Here is a 24,411-nt window from a genome sequence, read left to right as displayed (position 1 = left end):
TGAGCGGCGCCTCGCGACCCTTTATACGGCGCGGGCGAGCCGGCGCGGCTGACGCGCCGCCACGAGCAGCAGCGCCAGCGCCGCCGCCGCCATCGCCGCACCGGCCAGCGCCACCGCGGGCAGGCCTAACCCGGCGGCGATGACTCCGCCGCCCAGCGCCGCGCCGATCGCATTGCCGAGGTTGAAGGCGCCGATGTTCATCGCGGAGGCGAGGTTGGGCGCCTCGCCCGCCGCCGCCATCACCTGCATCTGCAGCGGCGGCACGGTCGCGAAGCTGGCGATGCCCCAGACCAGGATCGCCGCCGCCGCGGGCAAAGGCGCGTGCATCAGCCAGGCGAAGGCGAGCATCACGAGCGTGAGCAGCCCGAGCATCGCGGCGAGCGCGCGCGTCACCGAGCGGTCGGCGAGCCGGCCACCGAGCGTGTTGCCGATCGTCGCGCCGACGCCGAACAGCATCAGCGACACGGTGACCATCGCGGTCGAGGCATGGGCGACGTCGCGCAGGATCGGCGCGATATAGGTGAAGACGGTGAACACCCCACCGAAGCCGAGCGTGGTCAGCGCCAGTGCCAGCAGCACGCGCGGGCGGCCGAGCACGCGCAGCTCGGCGGCGAGGTCCGCCCCCGCCGGCGCGGGCAGCGGCGGCAGCGCGAGACGAAGCGCCAGCATCGCCACCGCGCCGATCGCGGCGATGCCGGCAAAGGCGGGGCGCCAGCCGATCGTCTCACCCGCCCAGGTGGCGAGCGGCACGCCGCCGATAGTCGCCACCGTCAGCCCGGTGAACATCGCCGCGACCGCGCCGGCGCGCCGCTCTGGCGGCACCAGCCCGGCCGCGACCACCGCGCCGACGCCGAAGAAGGCGCCGTGGTTGAACGCGGTGACGACCCGCGCCGCCATCAGCCAGGCATAGCCGCCGGCGGCGGCGGACAGCGCGTTGCCGAGCGTGAAGATCGCCATCAGCGCGATCAGCAAGGTGCGGCGGTCGACCCGCGCGGTGGTCAGCGTTATCACTGGCGCGCCGGCCAATACACCGAGCGCATAGGCGCTGACCAGCAGGCCGGCCGAGGGGATGGAGACGTGCAGGTCGGCGGCGATGACGGGCAACATGCCCATCGGCGCGAACTCGGTGACGCCGATGCCGAAGGCGCCGATCGCCAGCGCGAACAGGCCGGGGTTGAGCTTCATGTTTTGTCTCCGCTCAGACGAGAGGTGGCGCGAGGCGGGCGAAGCCCTCCTGCTGGCGATAGGGCGTGTGGGGATAGGGCGGGAGCTGGTCGCTCGCCGCGTCGAGCGCCGCCATCTGTTCCTCACTGAGCGCCCAGCCGACCGCGCCGAGATTGTCCAGAAGCTGCGCCTCGTCGCGCGCGCCGATGATCACCGACGAGACCGTCGGCCGCTGCAACAGCCAGTTGAGCGCGATCTGCGGCACCGACCGCCCGGTCTCTGCGGCGACCGCCTGGAGCGCGTCGACGACGCGGTAGAGGTGCTCGTCGGCGACCGGCGGTGCGAAGGCGGCGGTGTCGTGCAGGCGACTGCCCGCGGGGATCGGGCGATCTCGGCCGATCTTGCCCGTCAGCCGGCCCCAGCCGAGCGGACTCCACACCAAAGCGCCGACGCCCTGATCGGTGGCAAGCGGCATCAGCTCCCACTCATAGGCACGGCCGATCAGCGAATAATAGACCTGATGCGCGACCAGCCGCGGCCAGCCGTGACGATCCGCCACGGCCTGCGCCTTCATCAGCTGCCAGCCGGGGTAGTTGGAGACGCCGGCGTAGCAGACTTTGCCGACGGCGATCAGGCGATCGAGCGTCGCCATCAGCTCCTCGACCGGGGTGTGAGCGTCAAAAGCGTGGAGCTGGAGCAGATCGATGTGATCGGTGCCGAGCCGCCGCAGCGAGTCCTCCACCGCGCGGATCAGCCGCGCGCGCGAGGCGCCCCAGTCCTGCGGGCCGTCGCCCATCGGCAGGCCGGTTTTGGTCGACACCAGCACCGCGTCACGTCGGCCCCTGATCGCCGCGCCGAGCACCTCCTCCGACGCGCCGTCCGAATAGACGTCGGCGGTGTCGAACAGGGTGACGCCGGCATCGAGGCAGATGTCCAGGAGCCGGCGCGCCGCGGCGGCGTCGCTCTGCCCCCAGGCGCCGAACAGCGGCCCCTTGCCGCCGAACGTGCCGGTGCCGAAGGACAGAGCTGGGACGCGCAATCCCGATGCGCCCAATTGCCGATAGTCCATTATCCACCTTTTGCGATCCGTTCCGAAGCGACTAGGTGGCAGAGGGCACCACGGTGGAGAAGCGCCGTAAGACTCGAAGGATCTGTGCGATGGAGGCAAAGCTGGCGGGTGGCAGCGACCGGGCGCGCGCGCTCGCCCTGTTCGTCACCGTGGTCGAGGCGGGGAGTTTCTCGGCCGCCGCCCGCACCTTGGCGCTGACGCCCTCGGCGGTGGCGCGCGCGGTCGACCGGATCGAGGCGCGGCTCGGCGTGCGGCTGCTGCTGCGCTCGACCCGCGCGCTGACGCTGACCGCGGAGGGGCAGGCCTATCTACTCGCGGCGCGGCGAATCCTGGCCGACCTCGACGACGCCGAGCAGCAGATCGCCGACCAGGGCAGCCCGCGCGGGCGGCTGCGCGTCTCGGCGGCGCTGGCGCACGGGCGGCTGTGCGTCGTGCCGCTGCTCGGCGACTTCGCGCAGGCCTATCCGCACATCCTGATCGACGTCGCGCTGACCGACACGTTGGTCGACGTCGCCGCGGGGCAGGCGGACGTCGCGGTGCGCTTCGGCCCGCTCGCCGAGAGTGCATTGACCGCGCGCAAGCTCGGCCAGAGCGGCCGCGTCATCGTCGCCTCGGCCGATTACCTCGCACGCCACGGCACGCCGATGGTGCCGGAGGACCTGCACGCGCACAATTGCCTCAACTTCAGCTTTCGCCGCGCCGAGCCGACCTGGCCGTTCCGCCGCGACGGCGGCGATTTCGCTCTGTGTGTCGAGGGCGGGATCGTCGCCAACAATGGCGAGACGCTGGGTCAGTTGGCGGCGGCGGGCGTCGGGGTGGCGCGGGTGGGGCGCTTCAGCGTCGAGCGCGAGATCGCCGATGGCCATCTGGTGCCGTTGCTCGAGGAGTATAATCCCCGCGACGTCGAGCTGATCCACGCGGTATTCGTCGGCGGCGCGCATCTGCCCGCGCGGGTGCGCGTGTTCGTCGACTTCCTCGTCGAGCGGTTGGCGGGGTCAGCCGAGTGAGGCGTCGAGATGTAGAAGAGAATGGTGCTGCCGGTGAGGATTGAACTCACGACCTCAGCCTTACCAAGGATGCGCTCTACCACTGAGCTACGGCAGCACTTCCGACCTCGTCGGGCGGAGGGCGCCTAAGAGACGAGCCGCCGGTGATTGTCAAGGTGCCTCGCTCGCACTAGCGCGCTTTTCATGAGCGACCGCGACGAACGGGCGGCCCGTCTGGCCGAGCAGCTGCGCCTCAACCTGCGGCGGCGCAAGGCGCAGGCGCGCGCCGGTCGGGCCGCTGACTCCGAGCCGGGCGCGCCGATCAGCCCCCCGCGGCGCGATGACCCAGCGTGAAGGCGAGCGACAGCATCTGCCACACGCTGATCGACGCCGCGCCGAACAGCGCGCCGACGCCTGCCACGATCAGCGCGTGATGCGCATACACCTTGCCTCGAGCCATGCCGCGTCGTCTCCCCCCAGCACCGGCGCGAGCGTCGCCGCGACGCGGTGATGGTAGGCATTGATCCACGTCAGCTCGGCGTCGGTCAAGAGCGCGGGCTCGATCAGGTCGCGGTCGATCGGTGCCAGCGTCAGCGTCTCGAAGCCGAGCATCGGCGAGTCGCCGTCGGCCAGTTCACGCTCCACGACCAGCAGCAGGTTCTCGACGCGGATGCCGTACGCCCCCGCCTTGTAATAGCCGGGCTCGTTCGAGAGGATCATGCCGGGGAGCAGCGGCTCGGCCGGGCCGCCACCGGGATAGCTCGGCTTCGCGATCCGCGCCGGCCCCTCGTGCACCGAGAGATAGCTGCCGACGCCGTGGCCGGTGCCGTGCGCATAGTCGAGACCCGCGTCCCACAGCGGCCGGCGCGCGAGCGAGTCGAGCTGGCCGCCGTTGGTGCCGTGCGGGAAGGTCGCGGTGGCGAGCGCGATATGCCCCTTGAGCACGCGCGTGAACCGGTCGCGCATCTCGTCGCTCGGCGCGCCGATCGGCACCACGCGGGTGACGTCGGTGGTGCCGTCCTCATATTGGCCGCCCGAGTCGATCAGGTAGAGCTGTCCCAACTCGATCGGCAGGCTCGACTCGGGCGTGACTCGATAGTGCGGGATCGCGCCGTGCGGGCCGGTCGCCGAGATCGCGTCGAACGACTGGTCGCGCAGCAACCCGCCCTCGGCGCGGAAGGCGAGCAGCCGCTCGGCGGCGGACAGTTCGGTGACGCCGCCGCGCGGCGCGGCGTCCGCGACCCAGCGCAGGAAGCGGGTCAGCGCCGCGCCGTCGCGCAGCGAGGCGGCGCGGTGGCCGGTGACCTCGGTCGGGTTCTTGGTGGCGCGCGGCAGCACGGTCGGGTCGCGTAGCGGCAGCACGGTGCCGCCGGCGCGCTCGACGCGGTCGGCGATCGCCGCGACCGCGAGCGCCGGGTCGATCGCGACCCGCTTGCCGGCGAGCGAGTCGAGCGACGCGGCGAAAGCGGCGCGATCATGGACCCGCACCGCGTTGCCGAGATGCTCGGCGACCGCGGCGGTCATCTTCTCGGGCGCGACATAGAGGTCGGCGGTGCCGTCGCCGTGCGCCACCGCGTAAGCGAGCGCCACCGGGGTGCGCGCGACATCGGTGCCGCGCAGGTTGAGCAGCCAGGCGATCGAGTCGAGCGCGGTGATCACGGTGGCGTCCGCCCCGGCGGCGGCGAGCCAGTCGGCGACGTCGGCGCGCTTGGCGGCGGCGCCGCGGCCGGCGAGCCGCTCGGGGTGGACCGCGAGCGGCGCGGGGGAGGGGGCGGGGCGGTCGGCCCAGATCGAGTCGATCGGGTTGCGCTCGACCGCGACCAGCTCGGCGCCGATCGCGGCAAGCGCGGCGCGCGCCTCCTCGACCCAGCCGCGGGTGTGAAGCCAGGGATCATAGCCGACGCGCATCCCCGCGCTGGTATGAGCGCCGAGCCACGCGGCGACATTGCTCTCGGGCACGCTCACGAACGACCAGTCCGCGTGCGAGACCTGCTCGCGCACCTGGATCGTGTAGCGGCCGTCGGTGAAGATCGCGGCCTCGTCCGCCAGCACCACCGCCGTGCCGGCCGAGCCCTCGAAACCGGTGAGCCAGGCCAGCCGCTGCGCATAGTCGCCGACATATTCGCTCATATGCTCGTCGGTGAGCGGCACGACGAAGCCGTGGAGTTGGTCGCGCACGAGCTGGTCGCGGAGCGCGCGGAGGCGCGCGGAGGGGGTCGGCATGATCGGGATCCGGTGGTGAAGAGGCGAAGCCGCGTGGGGTGCCACAGCCGCGGCGTGGCGACCAGTCTTGAAGCCGCGGAATCGGGCTGTCATCATGCCGTCACGCCGCTGCGCGACAGCGCCGGCGCGAGTAAGAGGTAAGGGAGACGTTCAAGCGTGTTCCATCCCGACCTGATCCGGCATCCGGACAGCTGCCCGACGTTGGTGCTGAACGCCGATTACACGCCGCTGTCCTACTATCCCCTCAGCATCTGGCCGTGGCAGACCGCGGTCAAAGCGGTCTTCCTCGATCGCGTCGACATCGTCGCGCATTATGAGCGCGAGGTGCGCAGCCCCAATCACGTGATGCGGTTGCCCTCGGTGATCGCGCTCAAGCAGTTCGTGCGACCGTCGCAATTCCCCGCCTTCACGCGCTTCAACCTGTTCCTGCGCGATACGTTCGCCTGTCAATATTGCGGCAGCAACGCGCGCGAGCTGACGTTCGATCACGTCGTGCCGCGCGCGCAGGGCGGGCGCACGACGTGGGAAAATGTCGTCACCGCCTGTGCACCGTGCAATCTGAAGAAGGGCGGCCGCACCCCGCGCCAGGCGCATATGCCGCTGGCAATCGAGCCGATCCGCCCGACCAGCTGGCAGCTGCAGGAGCACGGCCGCCGCTTCCCGCCGAATTATCTGCATGAAAGCTGGCGCGACTGGCTCTACTGGGACGTCGAGCTCGAGGCGTGACACGCCGCGGGTGTTGAACACGGGAGTTTCGGGTCGCATGCGGTGGCAGATGATGGTGGCGGGAGCTGTGCTGCTCGCCGCCTGCTCGAAGGAGAATGCGGAAGAAGCGGCCGATCCCGCGGTGCTGGCCAATTACGTGCCGCCCTTCGTGATGTCGCGGCTCGACTATGGCGGGGTGGTCGAGCGGCGTTTCCGCCGGCTCGACGTGAACCACGACGATCATCTCACCCCCAACGAACTGCCGAGGCGCCTGGCCGACCGCTTCGCCGAGATCGACCGCGACAAGGACGGCCGCATCTCCAACGACGAGTGGAGCGCATGGATGCTGGGGCGCTTCGACCAGCAGGACTTTAACCGCGACGGCACGGTGACGAGCGACGAGCGCGAGCGCGCGCACGAGCAGAAAGAGATGGACCTGCCGACGCCGTCGGAGGAACCGGACAACCGCGCCGCGCCGGCGGGGTGAGGGGGCGGGACCGGCCTCCCGGACCATGAGCGAGGCCCGTCGTCTTTAGCCTCCTCCGTCATTCCCGCGAAGGCGGGTATCCAGACGCGTGGACCTCACGGCAGGAGCGGCCACGTCAGCGTGTCTGGATCCCCGCCTTCGCGGGGATGACGGCGAAGGCGGGGCCGGCGCACACCGACCCTGCAGCTAACGGATTGACTGGCTGGTCACCCCACGTCGCCGCACAGCATGGCCGCGGGGAAAGCCCCTCTCCGCGGCGCTCGATCACCTCAGGCGGCGAAGTCGCGGAAATAGTCGATCGTGCGCTGCAGCCCCTCGCGCAGCTGCACCGTCGGCTCCCAGTTGAGCTTGGACTGCGCCAGGGTGATGTCGGGCTTGCGCTGCATCGGGTCGTCCTGCGGCAGCGGGCGATAGTCGAGCGTCGAGGACGAGCCGGTCAGCTCGATCACCAGCTCGGCCAGCTCGCGGATCGTGAACTCGTTGGGGTTGCCGATGTTGACCGGGCCGGCGAAACCCGGCTCGCTGTCCATCAGCCGCAGGAAGCCCTCGATCAGGTCGTCGACGAAGCAGAAGCTGCGCGTCTGCGAGCCGTCGCCGTACAGCGTGATCGGCTCGTTCTTGAGCGCCTGCATGATGAAGTTGGACACCACGCGACCGTCCGCCGGGTGCATGCGCGGGCCGTAGGTGTTGAAGATGCGCACCACTTTCACGTCCAGGTTCATCTGGCGGTGATAGTCGAAGAACAAGGTCTCGGCGCAGCGCTTGCCCTCGTCATAGCAGGAGCGGATGCCGATCGGGTTGACGTTGCCCCAGTAATCCTCCTTCTGCGGGTGGACATGGGGATCGCCGTAGACCTCGCTGGTCGAAGCCTGGAACACCTTGCACTTCAGCCGCTTGGCCAGGCCCAGCATGTTGATCGCGCCGATCACCGAGGTCTTGGTGGTCTGCACCGGATCGTACTGATAGTGGATCGGCGAGGCGGGGCAGGCGAGATTGTAGATCTCGTCGACCTCGACGTAGAGCGGGAAGCACACGTCGTGGCGCAGGAATTCGAAGCGCGGGTTACCGTGCAGATGATCGATGTTGCGCTTGGCGCCGGTGAAGAGATTGTCGACGCACACCACTTCGTCGCCGCGATCGAGCAGCCGGTCGATCAGGTGCGAGCCGAGGAAGCCGGCGCCGCCGGTGACGAGCACGCGCTTTCGCGACTGATAATTGCGCGACATAGACCGTGAAACTCCCTGAAAACGCCGGCCGGCGCCCGACCGACCGCCGGGCGCGTGCTTGTGCCAATGATCCTGCGCGGCGACAAGGAAGCTTTCAGACAAAGCCGTCATCACGTCGTCGACGCTGGCCAAGCATGGCGGCGAATGACTAAGGGACCATTGATGCAGCGCATTCCGATCCTCGACGGCTGGCGCGCACTGAGTATCCTGCTGGTGCTCGCGGGGCATCTGCTGCCGCTCGGGCCGCATCGCTGGGGGCTCAACGGCGCGGTCGCGGCCAGCGGCATGGCGCTGTTCTTCACGCTATCAGGCTTCCTGATCACGCAGTTCCTGCTGCACCGGCCGGAGATCGTACCGTTCCTGATCCGTCGGCTGTTCCGCATCGTGCCGCTCGGCTGGGGCGCGATGGTCGCGCTGGCGCTGGCGAGCCGCACCGACGCCGAGTCGCTCGGTGCCAACCTGCTGTTCGTGGCCAACCTGCCACCGACGCGTCTGCTGCCCGGCGGCGAGCATCTGTGGAGCCTGTGCGTCGAGGTGCAATTCTACGTCGGCGTCGCGTTGCTGGTGGCGCTGGGCGGGCGGCGTGCGCTGTGGCTGCTGCCGCCGCTGTGCGTCGCGGTGACGCTGACGCGGGTGGCGCAGCACGCGCCCATCAGCATCTTCACCTGGCAGCGGGTCGACGAGATCCTGGCCGGCGCGACGCTGGCGCTGCTGCACGCGCGCGCGCCACGCTGGACCGCGTCGCTGCCGCGCCTCCTACCGCTGTTGCTGCTGCCCCTGCTGCTCGCCTCGGCGCACGAGGGGGCCGGCGCGCTGATGTACCTGCGCCCCTATCTCGCCGCGGCGACGGTGGGCAGCTCGATCTATGCCGCGCCGGCATGGCTGCGCGCGCTGTTCGGCTCGGCGCCGGCGCGCTACATCGCCGAGGTCTCGTACGCGGTCTACGTCTTCCACGCGATGTTCGCGGCGACGTGGCTGGGCAGCGGGGACACGCTGGTACGCTATGCCAAGCGCCCGCTGCTGTTCGCCGCCACCTTCGCCGCGGCCCATCTCTCCACCTTCCGCTTCGAGCGGCCGATGATCGGGCTCGGCAAGCGGGTCGAGCGGCGCTGGCTCAGCGTGCGCGCAGCCAGGACGTCGGGCGGCCGCCGAGCAACTTGAGGTAGAGCGGGATCTTCCATAGCACGTAGAGCGGCAGCCGCGCCGCCGCCCCCGCCGAGAGGAACGGGCGCCCGACCCGACGCCACGCGACCCACAGAGCGATCGCCGCGGCGGTCAGCGCGGCGGCGAGCAGCACAGCGGGCCAGGGCGACGCGCCGGCGAGGACGAGCAGCCCGGTGAGGAGCAGGGCGGCGAGGTCGAGCATCAGCAGCAGCGTCAGCGGCGGGATCGCGAGGCTCAGCCCGGCCCATAGCGCGCGTGCGTCGCCGCGGCGCATCGCCGCTCCCATCGCGGGCAGGGCGCGGGTAAGCGAGGTGGCGAGGAAGCCGCCTTCCCAGCGCTGGCGCTGCTGCAGCGTGCCCTCGGCGCTGCTCGCCGCGCTCCACACCGTCGCCTCCGGGACGTAGCGCGGCAGCTTGCCGCGGCGGGCGAGGTCGAGCCCGAGCGCGAGGTCCTCGACGATGTCGGAGGTGGCGAGCGGCGCGTCGCGGAAGATCGGCCAGGGGAAGGCCATGCCCGTGCCGGTGAGATTGGCGCGCCCGGCCAGCCGGGCGAGTCCGCCCTGACGCACCAGATTCTTGATGACGAACGCGAAGTTGGAGACCTGCACCATCGGCGCCGCGGTCAGGTCGGGGGCGAGCAGGTTGGTCGCCTGCACCGGCCGCTCGGTGGCGCGCGCGGCCATCGCGACCAGCGAGGCGCGGTCGGTCGCGCCGTCGGCGTCGAGCACCATCACCACCGCGGGCTGGTCGGCGGGCGAGCGTGCCGCGATCTGGTCGCGCGCGTGCGCCAGCGCATAGCCCTTGCCGCGCCGCGCCGGATCGTCGCGGCGTGTCACGCGCGCGCCCGCCGCGGCGGCGACGGCGGCGGTGTCGTCGCGGCAATTGTCCGCCACCACCAGTAGCTCGAACCCAGTGGGCAGCTCGGGGAGCAGACGCGCCACCGTGGCGGCGATGATCGGGCCCTCGTCGTGTGCGGGCATCACGATCACCGCGCGCGGCGCGATGCCGTCCGGCGCGGGGGAGGCGGGCGAGTGCAACCCCGCGGCCACCTCGATCACGAAGGCCGCGGTCAGCGCCAGCAGCGGCGCCGCGACGAGCACGGCGAGCACGGTCGCGATCACTGCCATTGCTGTCACCCGCTTACCCCTTGAACAACGCCGACCGGCGGCGGCCGCGGCTGTAGCGCAGCGCCGCGCGCGCTGACCACTAGCTTGTCGCTCGTGAGTGTCCGGTAAACGGCGCGTTTGCCCTATACCGTGCCACTTTCGTCAATCAGCGCCGGCGCATGATCGCCTCGGTCAGTTGCGAGCGGGTGGTTTGATGTTTATGCCAAGGTCCGCCGGAAGGGGTCGCCGGTGCCGCGTCGGTATGTGCCCGCTCGTCGAGTTCGATACAGGTGAATAGTCAGCATAGTGCGACCATGTCGACCGCGGCCGAGCTCAATCGGCCACGCGGCCGACCCACGCCGCGTCTCCCCTCGCTGTCGCGGTCGGCCTGGCTGCTGCTGATCGGCTGCATCGCGCTGGCGACGCCGACGATGATCACGGTGGCGCGCTTCAGCTGGTCGACGGAGCAGGGCGGCCATGGCCCGCTGGTGCTCGCCACCGGGCTGTGGCTGCTGTGGCGCGAGGTGCCCCGCGTGTGGCCGCTGCGGCGGCCCGGTTCCGCGCTGGTGGTCGCGCTGCTGCTGCCGATCTGCCTGCTGTTCTATCTGCTGGCGCATATCACCGGCATCATCGAGATCGAGGGGTTCGCGCTCTACGGCGCGCTGATCGTCGCGGCCTATGCGCTGCTCGGCGGCACGGTGCTGCGCGAATTGTGGTTCCCGATCCTGTATCTCGGCTTCGTCTTCCCGCCACCCGATCAGGTGGTCGCGGTCATCACCCAGCCGCTCAAGATCGCCATCTCGGAGCAGGCGGTGAACCTGCTCTATGCTCTGGGCTATCCGATCGGCAGCTCGGGCGTGTCGATCCAGATCGCGCAATATGACCTGCTGGTGGCGGCGGCGTGTGCGGGCCTCAACTCGATCATCAGCCTCACCGCGATCTGCCTGTTCTACATCTACGTGCGGCATCAGGCGAACTGGCGCTACGCCGCGCTGCTGATGCTGACGATCGTGCCGATCGCGATCTTCGCCAACTTCATCCGCGTGATCCTGCTGATCCTCATCACTTATTATTTCGGTGATGCGGCAGCGCAGGGCTTCGCGCACGATTTCGCCGGGCTGGTCATGTTTCTGGTCTCGGTGCTCACCATCTTCGCGATCGACGCGGTGGCGACTCCGCTACGCCGCGCGCTGGGGAACGGCCATGACTGAGTCGAGCGGTTCCGCGCTGCCCGAGACCCGCCTGCTCGACCGGCGCCGCGCGCTGCTGGGGGGCGCCTTCCTGCTGACAGCGGGCGTCGCCGCGGCGCGCGTGCCAGGCCATCACATCGATCTGCTCGGCAAGCGCAAGCTCGACCCGCTGATCCCCGCGCGGGTGGGGCCCTGGTCTTTCTACTCGAAGAGCGGGCTGGTGACGCCGCCGCCCGACCAGCTCTCCGACCTGCTCTACTCGCAGCTGCTCACGCGCGTGTATCTCGCCCCGGACGAGCTGCCGATCATGCTGCTGATGGCGCAGAGCAGTGGCCAGACCGGCGTGCTCCAGGTGCACCGCCCGGAATATTGCTATCCGGCGGGCGGGTTCAAGCTGACCGACCGGGCGGTGCGCTCGGTGCCGCTGCCCGGCGGACAGCTCGACGCCACCGTGATGACGGCGCGCGCCGACAATCGCGTCGAGCAGCTGATGTACTGGACCCGCGTCGGCCGCGACATGCCGCTTAGCTGGGCGCAGCAGCGCTGGTCGGTCGCCCGCGCGAACCTGCGCGGCGACGTGCCCGATGCGATCCTGGTGCGTATCTCGACGCTGACGAACGACCGCGAGGCCGGCATGGCGACACTGGCCGCGTTCACGCGTGCACTGTTCGCGGCGGTGCCCGCCGACGTCCGCCGCGTACTCGACAGCGCCGCCGGCTGAGCCGGCTCAGGAGCGACGGCTGGGCAGGTCGATCGGCTTGAGGACGAGGAAGATGAAGATCAGGTTGGCGACGATCAGCGCGATCGCGAGCAGATGCTGACCCGAATTGCCGAGATAATTGGCGAGCCCGCAGATCACCGCGCCGGCCAGATAGGCAAGCATCGAATCCTGCCGGTCGCTGGAAACAGATCGTTGCAGAAACAGCACGACAAGGCCGGCGAAAATGGCCAAAGTCACCCAATCGTAAGCAGTTTGCATCCGGCGGTCCAATCCTTGACGAGCTAGCGGTACAGCATATCCGCAGCTTGTGCTAGGTAGACCGCCATCAGTGAAAAGGGGATTGAGATGTTCAGGCGTGGGACTCTGATCGCGGCGAGCTCGCTCGCGCTGCTCGCGGCGGGGTGCGATCGCAAGCCGACCGGGCAGACGGTCGCGGTGGTGAATGGGGATGAGATCTCGATCGGTGAGCTCAATGCCGAGCTGCAGCAGGCCAATGTGCCGCAGGGCGCCGACCAGAAGGCGGTGCGCGCGCAGCTGTTGCAGAATATCATCAGCCGTCGCCTGCTGGCGCAGGACGCGCGCAAGAACGGCGTCGACAAGACGCCCGAGTTCCTCAGCCGCCAGCGCCGCCTCACCGACGAACTGCTCATCGCGATGAATGTCGAGCGCCAGAACGGCAGCCAGAAGCTGCCTGACCAGAAGGCGATCGACCAGTTCGTCGCGGCCAACCCTCAGGCCTTCGCGCAGCGCCAGGTGCTCGCGCTCCAGCAGGTCGCGATCGAGCCGCCGAGCGATCCCAAGGTGCTCGAGCCGCTCAAGGACGCGCATTCGCTCGACGCGGTCGCGGCGACGCTCACCAAGCTCAACATCCCGTTCACTCGCACCAGCGGCCGACTCGACACCGCCAGCGTGCCGCCCGAGGTGCTGAAGCGCATCTTCGCGCTGCCCTCGACCGAGCCGTTCGTGCTGCCCGCCGGCGGCAAGCTGTTCGCCAACGTGATCGTCGGCCGCGAGCCAGTGGCGATGTCGGCGGACGACATGCGCAAGGCGGCGGTCGCGGCGCTGCGCAAGCAGGGCGAGGACAAGGGCCTCAACGATCAGGTGAAGCAGCTGCGCTCGACCGCCAAGATCGAGTACCAGCCGGGCTACGCCCCGCCGCCGACGGGCTCGGGCGCGCCGGCCGCCGCCGCCAAGTGAGGCGAGGGCGGCGGCGTCATCGGGCGCCGCCGCTCCGTCGATCTTGCCGCCCTGTCAGACGAGGGGTCGGGTGGGTACGCCGCTCATCGCTCTCGGGCCCTGCGTTCGCGGTAGCACGCTGGGGGCCACGCGTGTCGATCCACGCCCGTGGCACTGCTTGTTTATTCTCTCGATCGCGGCGAGCCCTGCGCTGACGCCGACATCGCGCTCGCGACGATCGCCGTCGCTGCCCCGAGCCGGGTTCGATGGCCCCGACCAAGCCAAGCGGGCGGATCGCGCGGTAACCTTCGTCCGGGCTCAGAGCCGGGACAACGAAGCTATCGCGACGATCCGCCGCCAGTCAGGATCAAGCACTCGCCGCGCCGCAGCGCGGTCGCTTACTTATAATAGTCCGCGTAGCCGGCGCCGTAGCCATAGCCATAGCTGTCGGCCAGAAGCCCGCCGTCGAAGCGGTTGAGCACCACGCCCGCGCAGGGCGCCTGGTCGAGCACGTGGAGCGCGTCCTTGACCTGCTTCTTGGTCGTGCGCCCTTCCTCGACCACCATGATGAAGGCGTCGAGCTTGGTCGTCACGATCGTCGCGTCGTCGTTGGCGAAGACAGGGGGAAGGTCGCACAGGAAGATCGAGGGTGCGGTGACCGCGCGCATCGACGCGATCACGCGCTCCATTCGCGACGAGGCGAGCAGCTCGGCCGAGTGCGCGGGCGCGCGATCGGTCGGCAGGATCACCAGCCGCTCGCCCTGCGGGTGGCAGGCGAACGCGCCGAGCGTGTCGACCTCGCCCTCGAGATAGTGGCGCATACCCTGCTCGACCGGCACGCCGAAATTGTAGGCGATCGAGCCGCGGCGCAGGTCGAGATCGACGAGATAGGTGTCGAGCCCCGGCGTGCGCGACAGCGCCGCCGCCAAGTTGGTGGCGCAGAACGACTTGCCGACCGCGGGCGTCGCCGAGACGATGCCGAACAGCCGCCAGCCCTTGTGCCGCTGCAACTTGAGCAGGCGCGAGCGCAGCATGTTGAACGGGCGCGAGCGCACGTCGCGGCTGTCGAAGCCGTAGATGCCGCGCTGCTTCGCCTCCGCGCTCGACCAGGCGAACTCGGCGCTCTGGTCCAGCTCGGGGATGGTCTCGCCCGCGAACGGTGCGATGTCGGGCTTGGTCATGGGAATGGCCTTGAGCATGTCGGTCATCTTCACATCGCTCCGCCGGCGTCGGCGGCCAAACGGGGTTTGCGGCGGAACGGCAGGCCTGGCAGCCAGCGGCGGCGCTTCTGTCCCGGCGCGATGTCGGGGGTGAAGGTGGGCACCACGGTCAGCGTCTCGAGCCCGAGCGCCTTGAGCTGGTCGACGCCACGGATCGGGCGCATCAGGAACTCGAGCGCGAGCGCGAGCACCAGGCCGAGACCCAGGCCACCCGCCACACCGCCGCCGATCAGCAGCAGGCGGTTGGGCGAGACCGGGCGATCGGGCGCCGCGGGCGGATCGACCACGGTGAGCCGCTCGCCCTTCTGCTCCTGCGCCATCCGCGCCGAGTTCTGCGCGCGCAGCACGTTGCCGGTGATGTCCTTCAGCTGATCGCGCAGACCGTTGGCGCGCGCCTCCAGCTGGCTCACCTGTTCCAGCACCACCGGGGCGCGCGACGAATTCGCCATGCTCGCCGAGGCGCGCGCATTGTCGCTGGCCCGATACGACTCGAGCTGTGCGATCTGCGCATTGTTCGCCTGGATCTGGCTCTGCACCAGCGAGGCGTCTGACGTGTCGCCCTGCGCGTTGGCGATCTCCTTCGCCTGTGCGACGCGCGCCTTGGCGCGGATCACGTCGGGATGGCTCTCGTTGTACACCGCGCGGGCGGCGATCAGCGCCTGCTCGGCCTGCTGCACCAGCGGGTCCTTGCCGCCCGACTTGCGCGACTGCGCGAGCAACGCACGATTCTCGCTCTGCAGCTGGGCGATCTGCGCGCTGTAGCCGCTGCTGTTCGACGGCATGACGATGCCGCCCGAGGCCAGGGCGCTGCCGTTACGCGCCTTGAGCTGGGTGATCTGGCCCTCGATCTGGCCGATCTGATCCTGCAGCTTGCGCGATTGATCCTGGAGGAAGTCGACCGTGTTGGTCGCCTGCGCCGCCATGCTGGTCGCGTCGATCTCGAGGAAGCGGCTGACGATGCTCTGCATCACCGCCTGTGCCTTGGCAGGGTCGGCGTAGTCGAAGCTCATCGTGAACGCGATCGTGCTGGTGCCGCCGTTCTGCGCCTGCTGCCCCTGGCCGATGTCGCCGCTCACCGCCTGCACCGCGGTCGCCTTCTGCATCGTCTCGACGATCTCGGAGAGCGGCTTGGAGCGACGCTCCTTCTCGTACAGATTGTTCTGCTCGATCAGCGCGATCAGGTCGCCCCGGCTGAGCACCTGCTCGCGGATCTTGGCGATGCGCTGGTCGATGATCGTCGTCAGCGGCGAGCTCACCAGCGTCGAGGGCAGTTCCTGCGATTCCACCAGCAACGTCGCTGACGAGCGGTACATGGGCGGCAGCAGCAGCGCGAGCGCCACCCCGATCGTGGAGAGCACCACGAAGGGAATGATGATGAGCCAGCGGCGCTGCCACAGGATCGTGGGGATGTAGCCGAAGAAGCCGGCGCCGCCCTCTTCCTCATTCGTGTCGACGTCACTCACTGCGTATCGCCCCATCTCGCTCGCACGAAAATTTTGACGTTCAGATCCGACGGCCAGTCACGCCCGCCGCCGCTCGCCCGCCGATAGCCGCCCGCGACGCCGCCGAAGAGTCGCCGCGAGAAGCCGTGTTCGTAGCTTGCACCGCCAGTGATGAAGGAGGCGTTGCGTGCTTGCAGAAGATTCGATGTTTCCTGCACGCGTGAGTAATCGACGGAGGCGCGCACCACGTCGTTCTCGCGGACCTGATAGGAATAGTCCAGGCCGGCGCCCTGCCGCTTGGACACGTCTCCGAAGCCGGTCGGCTGCGCGTCCGAATAGGCGCGGAAGCAGGTGTTGCTGCGCTGCCCCGCCTTGCATGCGAAGACGTTGCCCGAGATGCCGGTCGAGTGGACCGTTCCCAGCGGCGTCCGCGAGGTGATGAACAGCGCGCCGAGCGCGGCCGAGACGGTCACCGAGGAGCTGAACTGGTGATTCACCGTGACCTGCGGCTGGTAGAAGGCGCCGGAGGTACGATCGCGGTCGAAGTTGCTCCACGAGCCTGAGCCCTGCAGGCCGACGCTGGTACGCGCCGAGACCGCATGGGACCAGCCCAGCGTCGCCGACTTGGTGGTCGACGAGGTCAGGATGCCGTTATCCGCGTAACTGATCCGGTTCGCGCGCAGCTCGCCGTTGACGGTGTCGCGCTGGCTGACTCGCAGGTCGCCGCCGATCGCCGCGGACAGGCTCTTCTGACGCTGGCGCAGGCCGAGCAGCGCGATATCGGGCGTGCCGAGGTCGGGCGGCAGTGCCGGGTCGAGCACGCCGACCAGGCCGTAGCTGCTCTGCCCGATGATCGAGCTGTCGTAGCTCACCACCGCGTGCGCGTTGAACGTCTGGCTGAGCTGCCGCCGCGCACGCGCCTCCACGCCGTAGCTGTCGGCCGAGTCGTAGCGGGTGAAATAGTCGGTGCGGCGATAGTAAGCGCTCAGCGCCGCCTCGCCCTTCTCATCCAGGCGGACGAGCTGCGGCGTGATCGACAGTTCGGTGAAGGCGCTGCCCGCGTCATCGCCGGTGACCAGGAACGGGTTGGTGGAATAGCCTACACCAGCCTGGCCGTCGACGATGAGGCGCGTCGTCTGCGCCTCCGCCAACGCGGCAGGCAGCATCGCCAGCGCAGCGCCGAACGGCAGCGCGACGCCGGCGCGGAGACGATGGGTCAGACCACTCACGGGACGATCACCGTGTCACCGCCGCGCACCAGCGGCAGCGACTCGTTCGACAGATTGTCGGTCGAGCCGCGCATCAGGTCGCTGATTCGCACCCGCACCGCCTGCGCGCCGGTCGGCGTCTTGCGCAGGATCACGACGTTGCCGAGCGAGGCGAACTCGGTCGGCCCACCGGCGAGACTCAGCGCCTCCAGCACGTTGACGTAGCGACCCGGGTTGAACGAGCCCGGCGAGCGGACCTTGCCCAGCACGGAGAATTGCAGCCCGGCCGGCGTCTTCACCGACACCGTCACCTGCGGCACCGCGGTGCGATACTGGCTCTCCAGGCCTTTGGTGATGCGCGCCTCGATCTCGCTGGGCAGCGCGTTGAGCGCGTCGACCTTGCCGACGAGCGGGAAAGAGAAAGTGCCGTCGGGCAAGACCCGGACCGTGCGCTGCAGGCGATCCTCGCCCCAGACGAAGATGTCGAGCTCGTCCCCCGGGTTGATGCGATAGGCCGCGAGCGCGGTGGCCGAGCCGCCGGGCCCCGCCTGCGCCGACGCGGGCGCGGCCCCGATCAGCGCCAAGGCCATCGCCGCCCCGGACAGTAGCTTATTTACCATTCCCTTGACCCCCAACTACTGAAGCCTGATCCACAAATCGATCGGCGCGCGCCACGAGTTTATTTGATCGCTCGTCCCATATCGAGTAACGGGCGCAGCGTCAGCCGCCTTACCGCATTTTCCTTTCCATGTACGCACGAGATTGTTGAGTATGTGCAGCATTCTGGTGCGTCGAACCAAGCGGTGTGGCCGCGCGGCGCTATTGTTATCGCTGATTACCCTGGCCGCTTGCCGCGCGCCGGAGGAACGTGCCGCGCGCTACGCGGGCATGTATGAGGCGGCGCTCGCGGGCAACGACCCCTGGACCGCGCGGCTGGCGATGCAGCGAGCGGTCGCGATCGACGATTCGAACCCGCAATATTGGGCGGCGCTGGGCCGCGTGCAGCTGACGCTGGGCGACTATCCGGGCGCCTATGCGGCTTACGTCCGCGCCAATGAGCTCGATCGCTCCAACGCCAACGTGATTCAGACCCTGGCCGATCTCGCCGCGCTGAGCGGGCGGGCAGAGGACGCGCGCAAATACGCCAATCAGGTGCTGCTGCTCCTGCCGAGCGACCCGGCGCCGCAGGCGACACTGGGCTTCGTCGCGCTGCACGACCGCGATTTCGATACCGCGCTGAAGCGCGCGGACACGGTGCTCGCCGGCCGCCCGGACGATTCGAACGCGACGATCCTCAAGGCACGTGCGCTGGCGTCGAAGAACGATCCCGAGGCGTCGCTCAAGCTACTGGCCGACTATGCGGCGGCTCACCCGCGCGACGGTGCCGCCCTCGACACGATGGTGACGGTGGCGCGGCGCTTCGATCGCCTCCCCCCTCTGGCGGCGGCGCAGGAGAAGTTGGTGGCGCTGCGCCCCCACGACGCCGCGCTGCGAGTCGCATACGCCGGGTCGCTCTACGCCCTCGGCCAGCACGACCGCGCGCGCTCGCTCACCGAGCGGTTGGTCCGAGGCGGCGAGTACGGCGACTCGCTGGTCGACGTGCTCGCGCTGTGGCGGCGCTACGAGCCGCGTGACTGGAGCGTGCCGACGGTGCGTGCGCTCGCCAGCGCGGCGTCGCCGCGCGACCGCCTACGCTACGCTTATTTCCTGATGCTGACCGGCGCCGCCGACGACGCCGAGTCGCTGGTGGCGCCGATGGCGCGGCCGCCGGTGACCGCGGCGAACGCCTCGGTGCTGGCGCTGCTGGCGCAGATCCGCGCGACCAGGGGGCGTGACAGCGAGGCAGAGTCGCTGCTCAACCAGGTGCTCGCCTTCGATCAGAGCAACGTGGTCGCGCTCCGCGCGCGCACCGATCTGTACCTGCGTACCGGGCGCGGTCGCCAGGCGGTGTTCGACGCGCAGAAATTGGTGGCGGAGAAAACGCGGGCGCCCGATGATCGGGTGCGACTCGCGCGTGCGTACCAGCGGGCGGGGCAGCCGCAATTGGCCGAGAACGCGCTGCGCGGCGGTCTTCAGGACATCCAGGGTGACCCGCTGCTCTACGGTGAGCTGCGGAAATATCTCGCGTCCTCAGGGCGAAGCGACGAACTCGACGAACTGGGTCAACAATTTGTAGAGCAGCAGCGGTTAGCACGGGCGCAGTGGTGAGATAATTTCGCGCGGGAAGGAACGGCGGGGCGTGAGCGAGTGGCGACGATAGTGCGGCCCACTAGGGTGAGACGGTTCACGTCCAACGTGATTCCGTCGCTGATCTTCGTGGTCGACCTGCTCTGCCTGCTCGTCAGCATGCCGGCGGCGCTGCTGCTGTACGAGTTCTCGGTCGGGTTGACGGTGGTGCCGGGGGTGCACACCGCGGCGGCGTTCATCGCCGGCGTGGCGTTCTTCCTGATCCGCCAATCGCGCGGCGTGTACAGCCAGTCGCTCGCGATGCTGCGCTCGAGCGACGCCGCGGTCGCGCTCGACTATGTCTTCGCGGCGCTGCTGAGCAGTGCGATCGTCTGGCAGTTCGGCCTGGTCGACGAGTTCTCGCGCGGGCTGACGCTCTGGTACGTCGGCTCCTGCGTCGGCTCGCTGCTGGTCAGCCGCTTCGTGCTGCGCGCTTTGCTCCACCGCCTCGCGGTCGGCGGCCGGATCCGGCAGCGGGTGGTGCTGTACGGTGCCGACACGGAGATCGTCGAGCGGACCTGCCGCATGCTCGATCTCCAGGCGCTGCCGCAGCTGCTGCTGGTCGGCGTGGCCGACGATTACGCGCGCCGCTCGCGCGACGAGACGGTCGGCGACCTGCCGTTCATCGGCGGCTTCTCCGAGCTGCTGACGATGGCGCGCGACGGCGAGGTGGACCAGGTGCTGATCGCGCTGGCCGACCTCACGCGCGACCGGCTCGACCTGATACTCGACAAGCTGAGCGAGGTGGCGATCGACATCTCGCTGATCCCGCGCGAGGCGATCGCGCTGGCGCCGGACTATCGAGTCAACTTCGTGGGCGCCATCCCGGTGCTCACGCTGTGGCAGCGCCCGATGCGCGACGGCGACACGCTGCTCAAGGACGCCGAGGACCTGTTCATCGCCGCGGTGGCGCTGGTGTTTCTCTCGCCGCTGCTGCTCGTCACCGCGCTGGCGATCAAGGCGACCAGTCGCGGTCCGGTATTGTTCAAGCAGCCGCGCTTCGGCTTCAACAACCGCGAGATCATGGTCTACAAGTTCCGCTCGATGTACGTCGACCGACAGGACGTCTCCGGGGCGGAGCGGACGCGCAAGGGAGACCCGCGGATCACGCCCGTGGGGCGGCTGATCCGCAAGCTCAGCATCGACGAGCTGCCACAGATCTGGAACGTCTTGCGCGGCGAGATCCAGACGATCGAGCGTGCCAAGCGCCGCATCGAGCTCGACCGCTATTACATCGATCACTGGTCGCTCACGCTCGACGTGAAGATCATCTTCCAGACGGTCGCCAACATCCTGTTCGACAAGAATGCGTACTGAGCCCGATGCGTCGCGGGGCTTCCTCGGCCTGCGCTTCGACCCGCTCGACACCGACGCCGCGGTCGCATGGCTGCGCGATGCGCGCGCGACCGCACCCTTCGCCTATGTGGTGACGCCCAACGTCGATCATATCGTTCGACTCGACGCCGTCGGGCGCGAGGATCCGACCGGGACGGCGCTGTGGGACGCCTATGAGGGAGCGACGCTGACCCTATGTGACAGCCGCGTGCTCGCGCGGCTGGCGCGATGGTGCGGCGTGACGCTGCCGGTCGCGCCGGGGAGCGACCTGACGGTGCGGCTGTTCGACGAGGTGGCGCAGCCCGGCGACCGCATCGCCATCATCGGTGGCGACTCGACTCTGCTGGCCGCGCTACGGCAGCGATTCACGGCATTGGACATCGTCCAGCACATCCCGCCGATGGGGCTGCTGCGCGACCCGGCTGCGCTCGCGGCGGCGGCGGCGTTCGGGCGCGATGCGCGCGCGCGCTTCCTCCTGCTCGCCGTCGGCTCGCCGCAGCAGGAGATCGTGGCCGCCCGGATCGCGGCGCTGCCGGGCACCAGCGGCGTCGCGCTATGCATCGGCGCATCGCTCGATTTCATCGTCGGGCGGCAGCGGCGGGCGCCGCGCTGGCTGCAGCGGCTCGGGCTGGAATGGGCGCATCGACTCGGCTCGCAGCCGCGTCGGTTGTGGCGGCGCTACTTGGTCGAGGGGCCGCGCATTTTCCGCCTGGCGCGGTCGTGGCGGGCCGGGCGCGGCTCCTTCGCCCCGGACTGAGGACGTGGACGATCGCTGGCATCCGCAGATCGGCGATCCCACCGCGATCGGCTGGATCACCGTTCTGGCCTATGCCGGGGCCGCGCTGCTATGCGCAGCGGCACAGCGGCGCGACAGGGACGGGCCCGCCCCCCGCTTCTTCTGGCTCGCGGTCACTCTGCTGCTCGTCTTGCTCGGGATCAACAAGCAGCTCGATCTGCAATCGCTCTTGACCCAAGTTATGCGCGACCGTGCCAAGAGCCACGGCTGGTACGAGCAGCGCCGCGAGTACCAGGCGCTCTTCATCTCCGCGATCGCGGCGATCGGGGCACTGCTTTCTGCTGCACTGCCATATGTGATGCGACGTCAGCCCGGCGCGCGGAACATCGCGCTGGCGGGTCTCGTCTTCCTGTATTGCTTCATCCTAGTGCGCGCTTCGTCGTTCCATCACGTCGACTGGGCGCTGAGCCAGACGATCTTCTGCGTTCGTCTCAATTGGATGATTGAGATTGGCGGGATCGTCATCGTGGCGGCGGGCGCGATACTCGCGCTGCGTCGCGCACATCGCCGTCGTTAACCATAGACCGCAAGTAGATCGCGCACTCCTGAGCGGCCTCGGTCATTCATCCGAAGCGGCTTGATCGTAGTTTCCCTTCGTCGATAGTGACTTGCTCGTCCCGTTCTTGGAAAAGCCGAGCGTTGCCTCGCGCCGCGCTGTGCGCTTTTAGTTCTGCAGGACGAAATGAGGCGGCTCTTCCCCATTCTCCCTTTTGTTACACCGAGGACATGTCCCGAAACAGTCCGAAGTGCCTCAGAATGGCGATGGTGTAGTTTCCGTAAACGGGTATCTGGCGGACCAACGGGTGGTCGATCAGCCTCGTCATTCAACCGTCCGGGTCGTGGTGTTTCAGAGATCTCAGGGAGTTATCCGCATGAACAAGTTCGTCGCATCCGCCTTCGTCGCCGCCGCCTTCGTGGCGGCAACCCCTGCCATGGCGGCTACCACCATCACGCTGTCGCAGGGCACGGATGGCACCTACTCGGGGACCACCGGGTCGGTGACGCCGATGGTCGGCCCCTTCAACGACGCCTATGAGTTCGCCGTGCCGACCGCCGGCTCGGTCAGTGCCAGCGTCATCTCGCTGTCGATGACGGGCGGGTTGCAGCTGATCTCGGGCACCCTCAACGGTACCGCGCTGACGCTGAGCAAGGTCAGCGACTATGTGTACACGCTGGCGCTCCCGACAGCGGGCATCCCCTCGATCGCCAACCCGCAGAAGCTGCTCATCAGCGGCAACTCGTCGGGCGGTGGCAGCTACACCGCCAACGTCAGCTTCGCCGCGGTGCCCGAGCCCGCGACCTGGGCGCTGATGATCCTGGGCTTCGGCGTGGTCGGCTACTCGATGCGCCGCCGCCCGGCCGTCCGCTTCTCGCAGGCGGTCTGATCCGGCGCGGGGCGGTTTGCCCCGCGGTTCGGTGAAGCACATCGTAGGACGGCGGCTGCCCCAGTGGGCGGCCGCCGTTCTCGTATCCCATGCTTGACCGCATCGACGCGCTGCTGTTCGACGTCGGCTCACCGCGCCGGCGAGGCGCGGCGGTATATAGGTGAGGCAGCGATGCGGCGATGATCGGGCGATGGCTGGGCCGGGATCGCGAGCGGGGCTATCGCCTGCCCGAGGGCGTGCGCGCCTATGCCGTCGGCGATGTCCATGGCCGCGCCGACCTGCTCGCGCCGATGCTCGACTGGATACGCGAGGACAGCGACTCGCGCGGTGGCTATCCCGAGGTGCATGTCGTCTTCCTCGGCGACCTGATCGATCGCGGTCCAACCTCCGCGGCGGTGGTGAGTATGCTCGCCAGCGGCCGCGCCGCGTTCGGCCAGCGCCACTTCATCCGCGGCAATCACGAGCAGGCGTTACTCGACATCCTCGACGGTGCGTGGGAGCGGCTGGACGACTGGCTCGCGGTGGGCGGTGTCGAGACGCTGGTCAGCTACGGTGTCGACCCGGCGCTGCACCTGCGTGATCCCGAGACCTTCCGCCGCGCGATACGCGACTCGATCCCGTCGCTCCACCTCGGGTTCCTGCGGCGGATGGTGCCGATGGTCCGGCTCGGCGACTATCTCTTCGTCCATGCCGGGATTCGCCCGCGCGTCCCGATAGACGAGCAGAGCGAGCGCGACCTGCGCTGGATCCGGCGCGACTTCCTCAACAGCCGCGTGGATCACGGCGTGATGGTGGTGCACGGCCACACCGTGAGTGAGAAGGTGGATATGCGGCCCAACCGCATCGGCGTGGACACGGGCGCCTATGCCTCGGACCGGCTCTCCGTGCTGGGGCTGGAGGCCGACCGCCGCTGGGTGCTCACCAGCCGGCTCGGGTGAGGGGGCGGGCCACCCCGGCGCCTCAGAAGGGCCGCTCGCCGAGGTAATTGCCCGCGTTCTTGTAGCGGCACACCAGCACGTCCTCCTCGCGCCCGCGCGCGACCGCGCAGCCGACCTCGTCGGTGTCGTGCCACATCAGCTGCGTATAATGGCCGACATCTTCCACGCTGCCGGTCACGCTGTTGTACGGGAACACGCCGGGGCGGAAGTAGCGCTTCTCGCGGATCCAGCCGTTGACCATCGCCTCTGGGGTGAAATAGCCGCGCGTGCCGGCCCAGAGGTTCTCGCCCTCGGGATCATAGTGGCGCTCGGGCGCGTGCTCGAAGCGACCGGTGCTGGCGAGATAGTCGGCCCAGCGCTGCGCCGACTGCACGAGCTCGCGGTTCCAACGCATCGGCGCGAGGCCGGCCGAGGCGCGCTCGTAATTGTGCGCCGCGAGCACGCGCGCGTCGAAGGTCTGCGAGAAGCTCGCCGCGCCGCTCAGCAGCGGGGCAGCCAACATCGCGACCAAAGCGGCGATCAGCCGACGGGGCGCGTGGGCGCGCGGCATGTCCGGAACCCTTCCTGATACTTGATCCAGGAGAGCGGTCTAACGGCTGCCGAGTTGCCAAGCGGTCGTCAAAAAAAGTTAACGGCGGGTAAGCT

Annotated in this window: 25 protein-coding genes and 1 tRNA gene; 13 read left to right on the top strand and 13 right to left on the bottom strand. The window is 69.1% G+C overall.

What is annotated here, in order from left to right:
* Positions 1-21: 21 nt before the first annotated feature.
* Together K7957_RS17205 and K7957_RS17200 are read right to left on the bottom strand one after the other, a co-directional pair.
* Complete coding sequence (locus K7957_RS17205; protein WP_223013598.1) at positions 22-1,185, bottom strand: MFS transporter; 1,164 nt, start codon at positions 1,183-1,185, stop codon at positions 22-24.
* Positions 1,186-1,198: 13 nt separating this feature from the next.
* Entirely contained in the window at positions 1,199-2,233 is a 1,035-nt protein-coding gene (locus K7957_RS17200) for an aldo/keto reductase (RefSeq protein ID WP_223013596.1), read from the bottom strand.
* Between the two features lie 89 nt (positions 2,234-2,322).
* Here K7957_RS17200 and K7957_RS17195 point away from each other — a divergent pair, with 89 nt between their 5' ends.
* Positions 2,323-3,240: a LysR substrate-binding domain-containing protein gene (locus K7957_RS17195; RefSeq protein WP_223013594.1), complete on the top strand. Its 918-nt coding sequence runs from the start codon at positions 2,323-2,325 to the stop codon at positions 3,238-3,240.
* 22 nt (positions 3,241-3,262) lie between these two features.
* On the opposite strand, the gene K7957_RS17190 is transcribed toward K7957_RS17195, so the two are convergent.
* From K7957_RS17190 to K7957_RS17180, 3 genes are all read right to left on the bottom strand, one after another.
* Positions 3,263-3,337, bottom strand: a tRNA-Thr gene (locus K7957_RS17190).
* Between the two features lie 204 nt (positions 3,338-3,541).
* The gene (locus tag K7957_RS17185) at positions 3,542-3,679 is read right to left on the bottom strand and encodes a hypothetical protein (RefSeq protein WP_223013592.1); all 138 of its coding nucleotides are present in this window, start codon (positions 3,677-3,679) and stop codon (positions 3,542-3,544) included.
* Positions 3,643-5,442, bottom strand: coding sequence for an aminopeptidase P family protein (locus K7957_RS17180; RefSeq protein WP_223013590.1), 1,800 nt, complete (start codon positions 5,440-5,442; stop codon positions 3,643-3,645). Before K7957_RS17180 ends, K7957_RS17185 begins: the two co-directional genes overlap by 37 nt.
* Before the next feature lie 156 nt (positions 5,443-5,598).
* On the opposite strand from K7957_RS17180, the gene K7957_RS17175 reads away from it, so the two are divergent.
* Positions 5,599-6,168, top strand: coding sequence for an HNH endonuclease (locus K7957_RS17175; protein ID WP_223013588.1), 570 nt, complete (start codon positions 5,599-5,601; stop codon positions 6,166-6,168).
* 37 nt (positions 6,169-6,205) lie between these two features.
* Positions 6,206-6,634: an EF-hand domain-containing protein gene (locus K7957_RS17170; protein WP_223013586.1), complete on the top strand. Its 429-nt coding sequence runs from the start codon at positions 6,206-6,208 to the stop codon at positions 6,632-6,634.
* 269 nt (positions 6,635-6,903) lie between these two features.
* Here K7957_RS17170 and K7957_RS17165 read toward each other — a convergent pair whose 3' ends face one another.
* Positions 6,904-7,860, bottom strand: coding sequence for a UDP-glucuronic acid decarboxylase family protein (locus tag K7957_RS17165; RefSeq protein ID WP_223013584.1), 957 nt, complete (start codon positions 7,858-7,860; stop codon positions 6,904-6,906).
* Positions 7,861-8,022: 162 nt separating this feature from the next.
* Here K7957_RS17165 and K7957_RS17160 point away from each other — a divergent pair, with 162 nt between their 5' ends.
* Entirely contained in the window at positions 8,023-9,021 is a 999-nt protein-coding gene (locus K7957_RS17160; RefSeq protein ID WP_223013582.1) for an acyltransferase family protein, read from the top strand.
* Here K7957_RS17160 and K7957_RS17155 read toward each other — a convergent pair.
* Positions 8,975-10,150 carry a glycosyltransferase family 2 protein gene (locus K7957_RS17155; RefSeq protein ID WP_246617212.1) on the bottom strand — a complete coding sequence of 392 codons (1,176 nt, stop codon included), beginning with the start codon at positions 10,148-10,150 and terminating at the stop codon, positions 8,975-8,977. The two genes, K7957_RS17160 and K7957_RS17155, sit on opposite strands and share 47 nt — an antisense overlap.
* Before the next feature lie 293 nt (positions 10,151-10,443).
* Between K7957_RS17155 and xrtV the strand changes: the two genes are divergently transcribed.
* Both xrtV and epsI read left to right on the top strand, forming a co-directional pair.
* Entirely contained in the window at positions 10,444-11,340 is an 897-nt protein-coding gene (gene xrtV / locus K7957_RS17150; RefSeq protein ID WP_223013580.1) for an exosortase V, read from the top strand.
* Positions 11,333-12,040 (top strand): exosortase-associated protein EpsI, V-type, encoded by a 708-nt coding sequence (epsI, locus tag K7957_RS17145; RefSeq protein ID WP_223013577.1) that lies wholly within the window; start codon positions 11,333-11,335, stop codon positions 12,038-12,040. Before xrtV ends, epsI begins: the two co-directional genes overlap by 8 nt.
* Before the next feature lie 6 nt (positions 12,041-12,046).
* Here the strand turns inward: epsI and K7957_RS20700 are convergent, their stop codons facing one another.
* A complete protein-coding gene (locus K7957_RS20700; RefSeq protein ID WP_223013712.1) occupies positions 12,047-12,298 on the bottom strand; it encodes an XrtV sorting system accessory protein in 252 nt (83 codons plus the stop codon).
* Positions 12,299-12,385: 87 nt separating this feature from the next.
* Here K7957_RS20700 and K7957_RS17135 point away from each other — a divergent pair, with 87 nt between their 5' ends.
* Positions 12,386-13,237, top strand: coding sequence for a SurA N-terminal domain-containing protein (locus tag K7957_RS17135; protein ID WP_223013575.1), 852 nt, complete (start codon positions 12,386-12,388; stop codon positions 13,235-13,237).
* A gap of 377 nt (positions 13,238-13,614) precedes the next feature.
* On the opposite strand, the gene K7957_RS17130 is transcribed toward K7957_RS17135, so the two are convergent.
* Genes K7957_RS17130 through K7957_RS17115 form a run of 4 tightly spaced genes read right to left on the bottom strand, consistent with a single transcriptional unit; the run spans position 13,615 to position 17,676 of the window.
* Positions 13,615-14,424, bottom strand: a complete 810-nt coding sequence (locus tag K7957_RS17130) for a CpsD/CapB family tyrosine-protein kinase (protein WP_223013573.1) — start codon at positions 14,422-14,424, stop codon at positions 13,615-13,617.
* A gap of 2 nt (positions 14,425-14,426) precedes the next feature.
* On the bottom strand, positions 14,427-15,899 hold the full coding sequence (locus tag K7957_RS17125; RefSeq protein ID WP_223013571.1) for a GumC family protein: 1,473 nt from the start codon (positions 15,897-15,899) through the stop codon (positions 14,427-14,429).
* Positions 15,896-17,107, bottom strand: a complete 1,212-nt coding sequence (locus K7957_RS17120; protein WP_223013568.1) for a hypothetical protein — start codon at positions 17,105-17,107, stop codon at positions 15,896-15,898. Before K7957_RS17120 ends, K7957_RS17125 begins: the two co-directional genes overlap by 4 nt.
* A complete protein-coding gene (locus tag K7957_RS17115) occupies positions 17,104-17,676 on the bottom strand; it encodes a polysaccharide biosynthesis/export family protein (RefSeq protein WP_223013711.1) in 573 nt (190 codons plus the stop codon). Before K7957_RS17115 ends, K7957_RS17120 begins: the two co-directional genes overlap by 4 nt.
* A gap of 232 nt (positions 17,677-17,908) precedes the next feature.
* On the opposite strand from K7957_RS17115, the gene K7957_RS17110 reads away from it, so the two are divergent.
* The 6 genes from K7957_RS17110 (at position 17,909) to K7957_RS17085 (ending at position 23,766) form a co-directional block, all read left to right on the top strand.
* Positions 17,909-19,294, top strand: a complete 1,386-nt coding sequence (locus K7957_RS17110) for a tetratricopeptide repeat protein (protein WP_223013566.1) — start codon at positions 17,909-17,911, stop codon at positions 19,292-19,294.
* A 66-nt stretch (positions 19,295-19,360) separates the two neighbouring features.
* Positions 19,361-20,629 (top strand): sugar transferase, encoded by a 1,269-nt coding sequence (locus K7957_RS17105; RefSeq protein WP_343228444.1) that lies wholly within the window; start codon positions 19,361-19,363, stop codon positions 20,627-20,629.
* Positions 20,619-21,404, top strand: coding sequence for a WecB/TagA/CpsF family glycosyltransferase (locus K7957_RS17100; protein ID WP_223013564.1), 786 nt, complete (start codon positions 20,619-20,621; stop codon positions 21,402-21,404). The genes K7957_RS17105 and K7957_RS17100 overlap by 11 nt, the downstream gene beginning before the upstream one ends.
* A 4-nt stretch (positions 21,405-21,408) precedes the next feature.
* Positions 21,409-21,960 (top strand): hypothetical protein, encoded by a 552-nt coding sequence (locus K7957_RS17095; RefSeq protein WP_223013562.1) that lies wholly within the window; start codon positions 21,409-21,411, stop codon positions 21,958-21,960.
* A 355-nt stretch (positions 21,961-22,315) separates the two neighbouring features.
* Positions 22,316-22,828, top strand: a complete 513-nt coding sequence (locus K7957_RS17090; RefSeq protein WP_223013560.1) for an FxDxF family PEP-CTERM protein — start codon at positions 22,316-22,318, stop codon at positions 22,826-22,828.
* A 179-nt stretch (positions 22,829-23,007) separates the two neighbouring features.
* The gene (locus K7957_RS17085) at positions 23,008-23,766 is read left to right on the top strand and encodes a metallophosphoesterase (RefSeq protein ID WP_223013558.1); all 759 of its coding nucleotides are present in this window, start codon (positions 23,008-23,010) and stop codon (positions 23,764-23,766) included.
* Between the two features lie 22 nt (positions 23,767-23,788).
* Here the strand turns inward: K7957_RS17085 and K7957_RS17080 are convergent, their stop codons facing one another.
* Positions 23,789-24,316 carry a CAP domain-containing protein gene (locus K7957_RS17080; protein ID WP_223013556.1) on the bottom strand — a complete coding sequence of 176 codons (528 nt, stop codon included), beginning with the start codon at positions 24,314-24,316 and terminating at the stop codon, positions 23,789-23,791.
* Positions 24,317-24,411: the final 95 nt, after the last annotated feature.

The sequence above is a fragment of the Sphingomonas yunnanensis genome (assembly GCF_019898765.1).
Classification (GTDB): domain Bacteria; phylum Pseudomonadota; class Alphaproteobacteria; order Sphingomonadales; family Sphingomonadaceae; genus Sphingomonas; species Sphingomonas yunnanensis.
This window is presented reverse-complemented; position numbering and strand designations above follow the sequence as displayed.

What these genes read in the sequence shown, in the direction of transcription:
- K7957_RS17130 (WP_223013573.1), bottom strand. Translation starts at nt 14,424, where the DNA reads ATGACCGACATGCTCAAGGCCATTCCCATGACCAAGCCCGACATCGCA.
- xrtV (WP_223013580.1), top strand. Translation starts at nt 10,444, where the DNA reads ATGTCGACCGCGGCCGAGCTCAATCGGCCACGCGGCCGACCCACGCCG.
- K7957_RS17195 (WP_223013594.1), top strand. Translation starts at nt 2,323, where the DNA reads ATGGAGGCAAAGCTGGCGGGTGGCAGCGACCGGGCGCGCGCGCTCGCC.
- K7957_RS17165 (WP_223013584.1), bottom strand. Translation starts at nt 7,860, where the DNA reads ATGTCGCGCAATTATCAGTCGCGAAAGCGCGTGCTCGTCACCGGCGGC.
- K7957_RS17085 (WP_223013558.1), top strand. Translation starts at nt 23,008, where the DNA reads ATGATCGGGCGATGGCTGGGCCGGGATCGCGAGCGGGGCTATCGCCTG.
- K7957_RS17135 (WP_223013575.1), top strand. Translation starts at nt 12,386, where the DNA reads ATGTTCAGGCGTGGGACTCTGATCGCGGCGAGCTCGCTCGCGCTGCTC.
- K7957_RS17090 (WP_223013560.1), top strand. Translation starts at nt 22,316, where the DNA reads ATGAACAAGTTCGTCGCATCCGCCTTCGTCGCCGCCGCCTTCGTGGCG.
- K7957_RS17170 (WP_223013586.1), top strand. Translation starts at nt 6,206, where the DNA reads ATGCGGTGGCAGATGATGGTGGCGGGAGCTGTGCTGCTCGCCGCCTGC.
- K7957_RS17185 (WP_223013592.1), bottom strand. Translation starts at nt 3,679, where the DNA reads ATGGCTCGAGGCAAGGTGTATGCGCATCACGCGCTGATCGTGGCAGGC.
- K7957_RS17200 (WP_223013596.1), bottom strand. Translation starts at nt 2,233, where the DNA reads ATGGACTATCGGCAATTGGGCGCATCGGGATTGCGCGTCCCAGCTCTG.
- K7957_RS17205 (WP_223013598.1), bottom strand. Translation starts at nt 1,185, where the DNA reads ATGAAGCTCAACCCCGGCCTGTTCGCGCTGGCGATCGGCGCCTTCGGC.
- K7957_RS17160 (WP_223013582.1), top strand. Translation starts at nt 8,023, where the DNA reads ATGCAGCGCATTCCGATCCTCGACGGCTGGCGCGCACTGAGTATCCTG.
- epsI (WP_223013577.1), top strand. Translation starts at nt 11,333, where the DNA reads ATGACTGAGTCGAGCGGTTCCGCGCTGCCCGAGACCCGCCTGCTCGAC.
- K7957_RS17080 (WP_223013556.1), bottom strand. Translation starts at nt 24,316, where the DNA reads ATGCCGCGCGCCCACGCGCCCCGTCGGCTGATCGCCGCTTTGGTCGCG.
- K7957_RS17100 (WP_223013564.1), top strand. Translation starts at nt 20,619, where the DNA reads ATGCGTACTGAGCCCGATGCGTCGCGGGGCTTCCTCGGCCTGCGCTTC.
- K7957_RS17155 (WP_246617212.1), bottom strand. Translation starts at nt 10,150, where the DNA reads ATGGCAGTGATCGCGACCGTGCTCGCCGTGCTCGTCGCGGCGCCGCTG.
- K7957_RS17180 (WP_223013590.1), bottom strand. Translation starts at nt 5,442, where the DNA reads ATGCCGACCCCCTCCGCGCGCCTCCGCGCGCTCCGCGACCAGCTCGTG.
- K7957_RS20700 (WP_223013712.1), bottom strand. Translation starts at nt 12,298, where the DNA reads ATGCAAACTGCTTACGATTGGGTGACTTTGGCCATTTTCGCCGGCCTT.
- K7957_RS17115 (WP_223013711.1), bottom strand. Translation starts at nt 17,676, where the DNA reads ATGGCCTTGGCGCTGATCGGGGCCGCGCCCGCGTCGGCGCAGGCGGGG.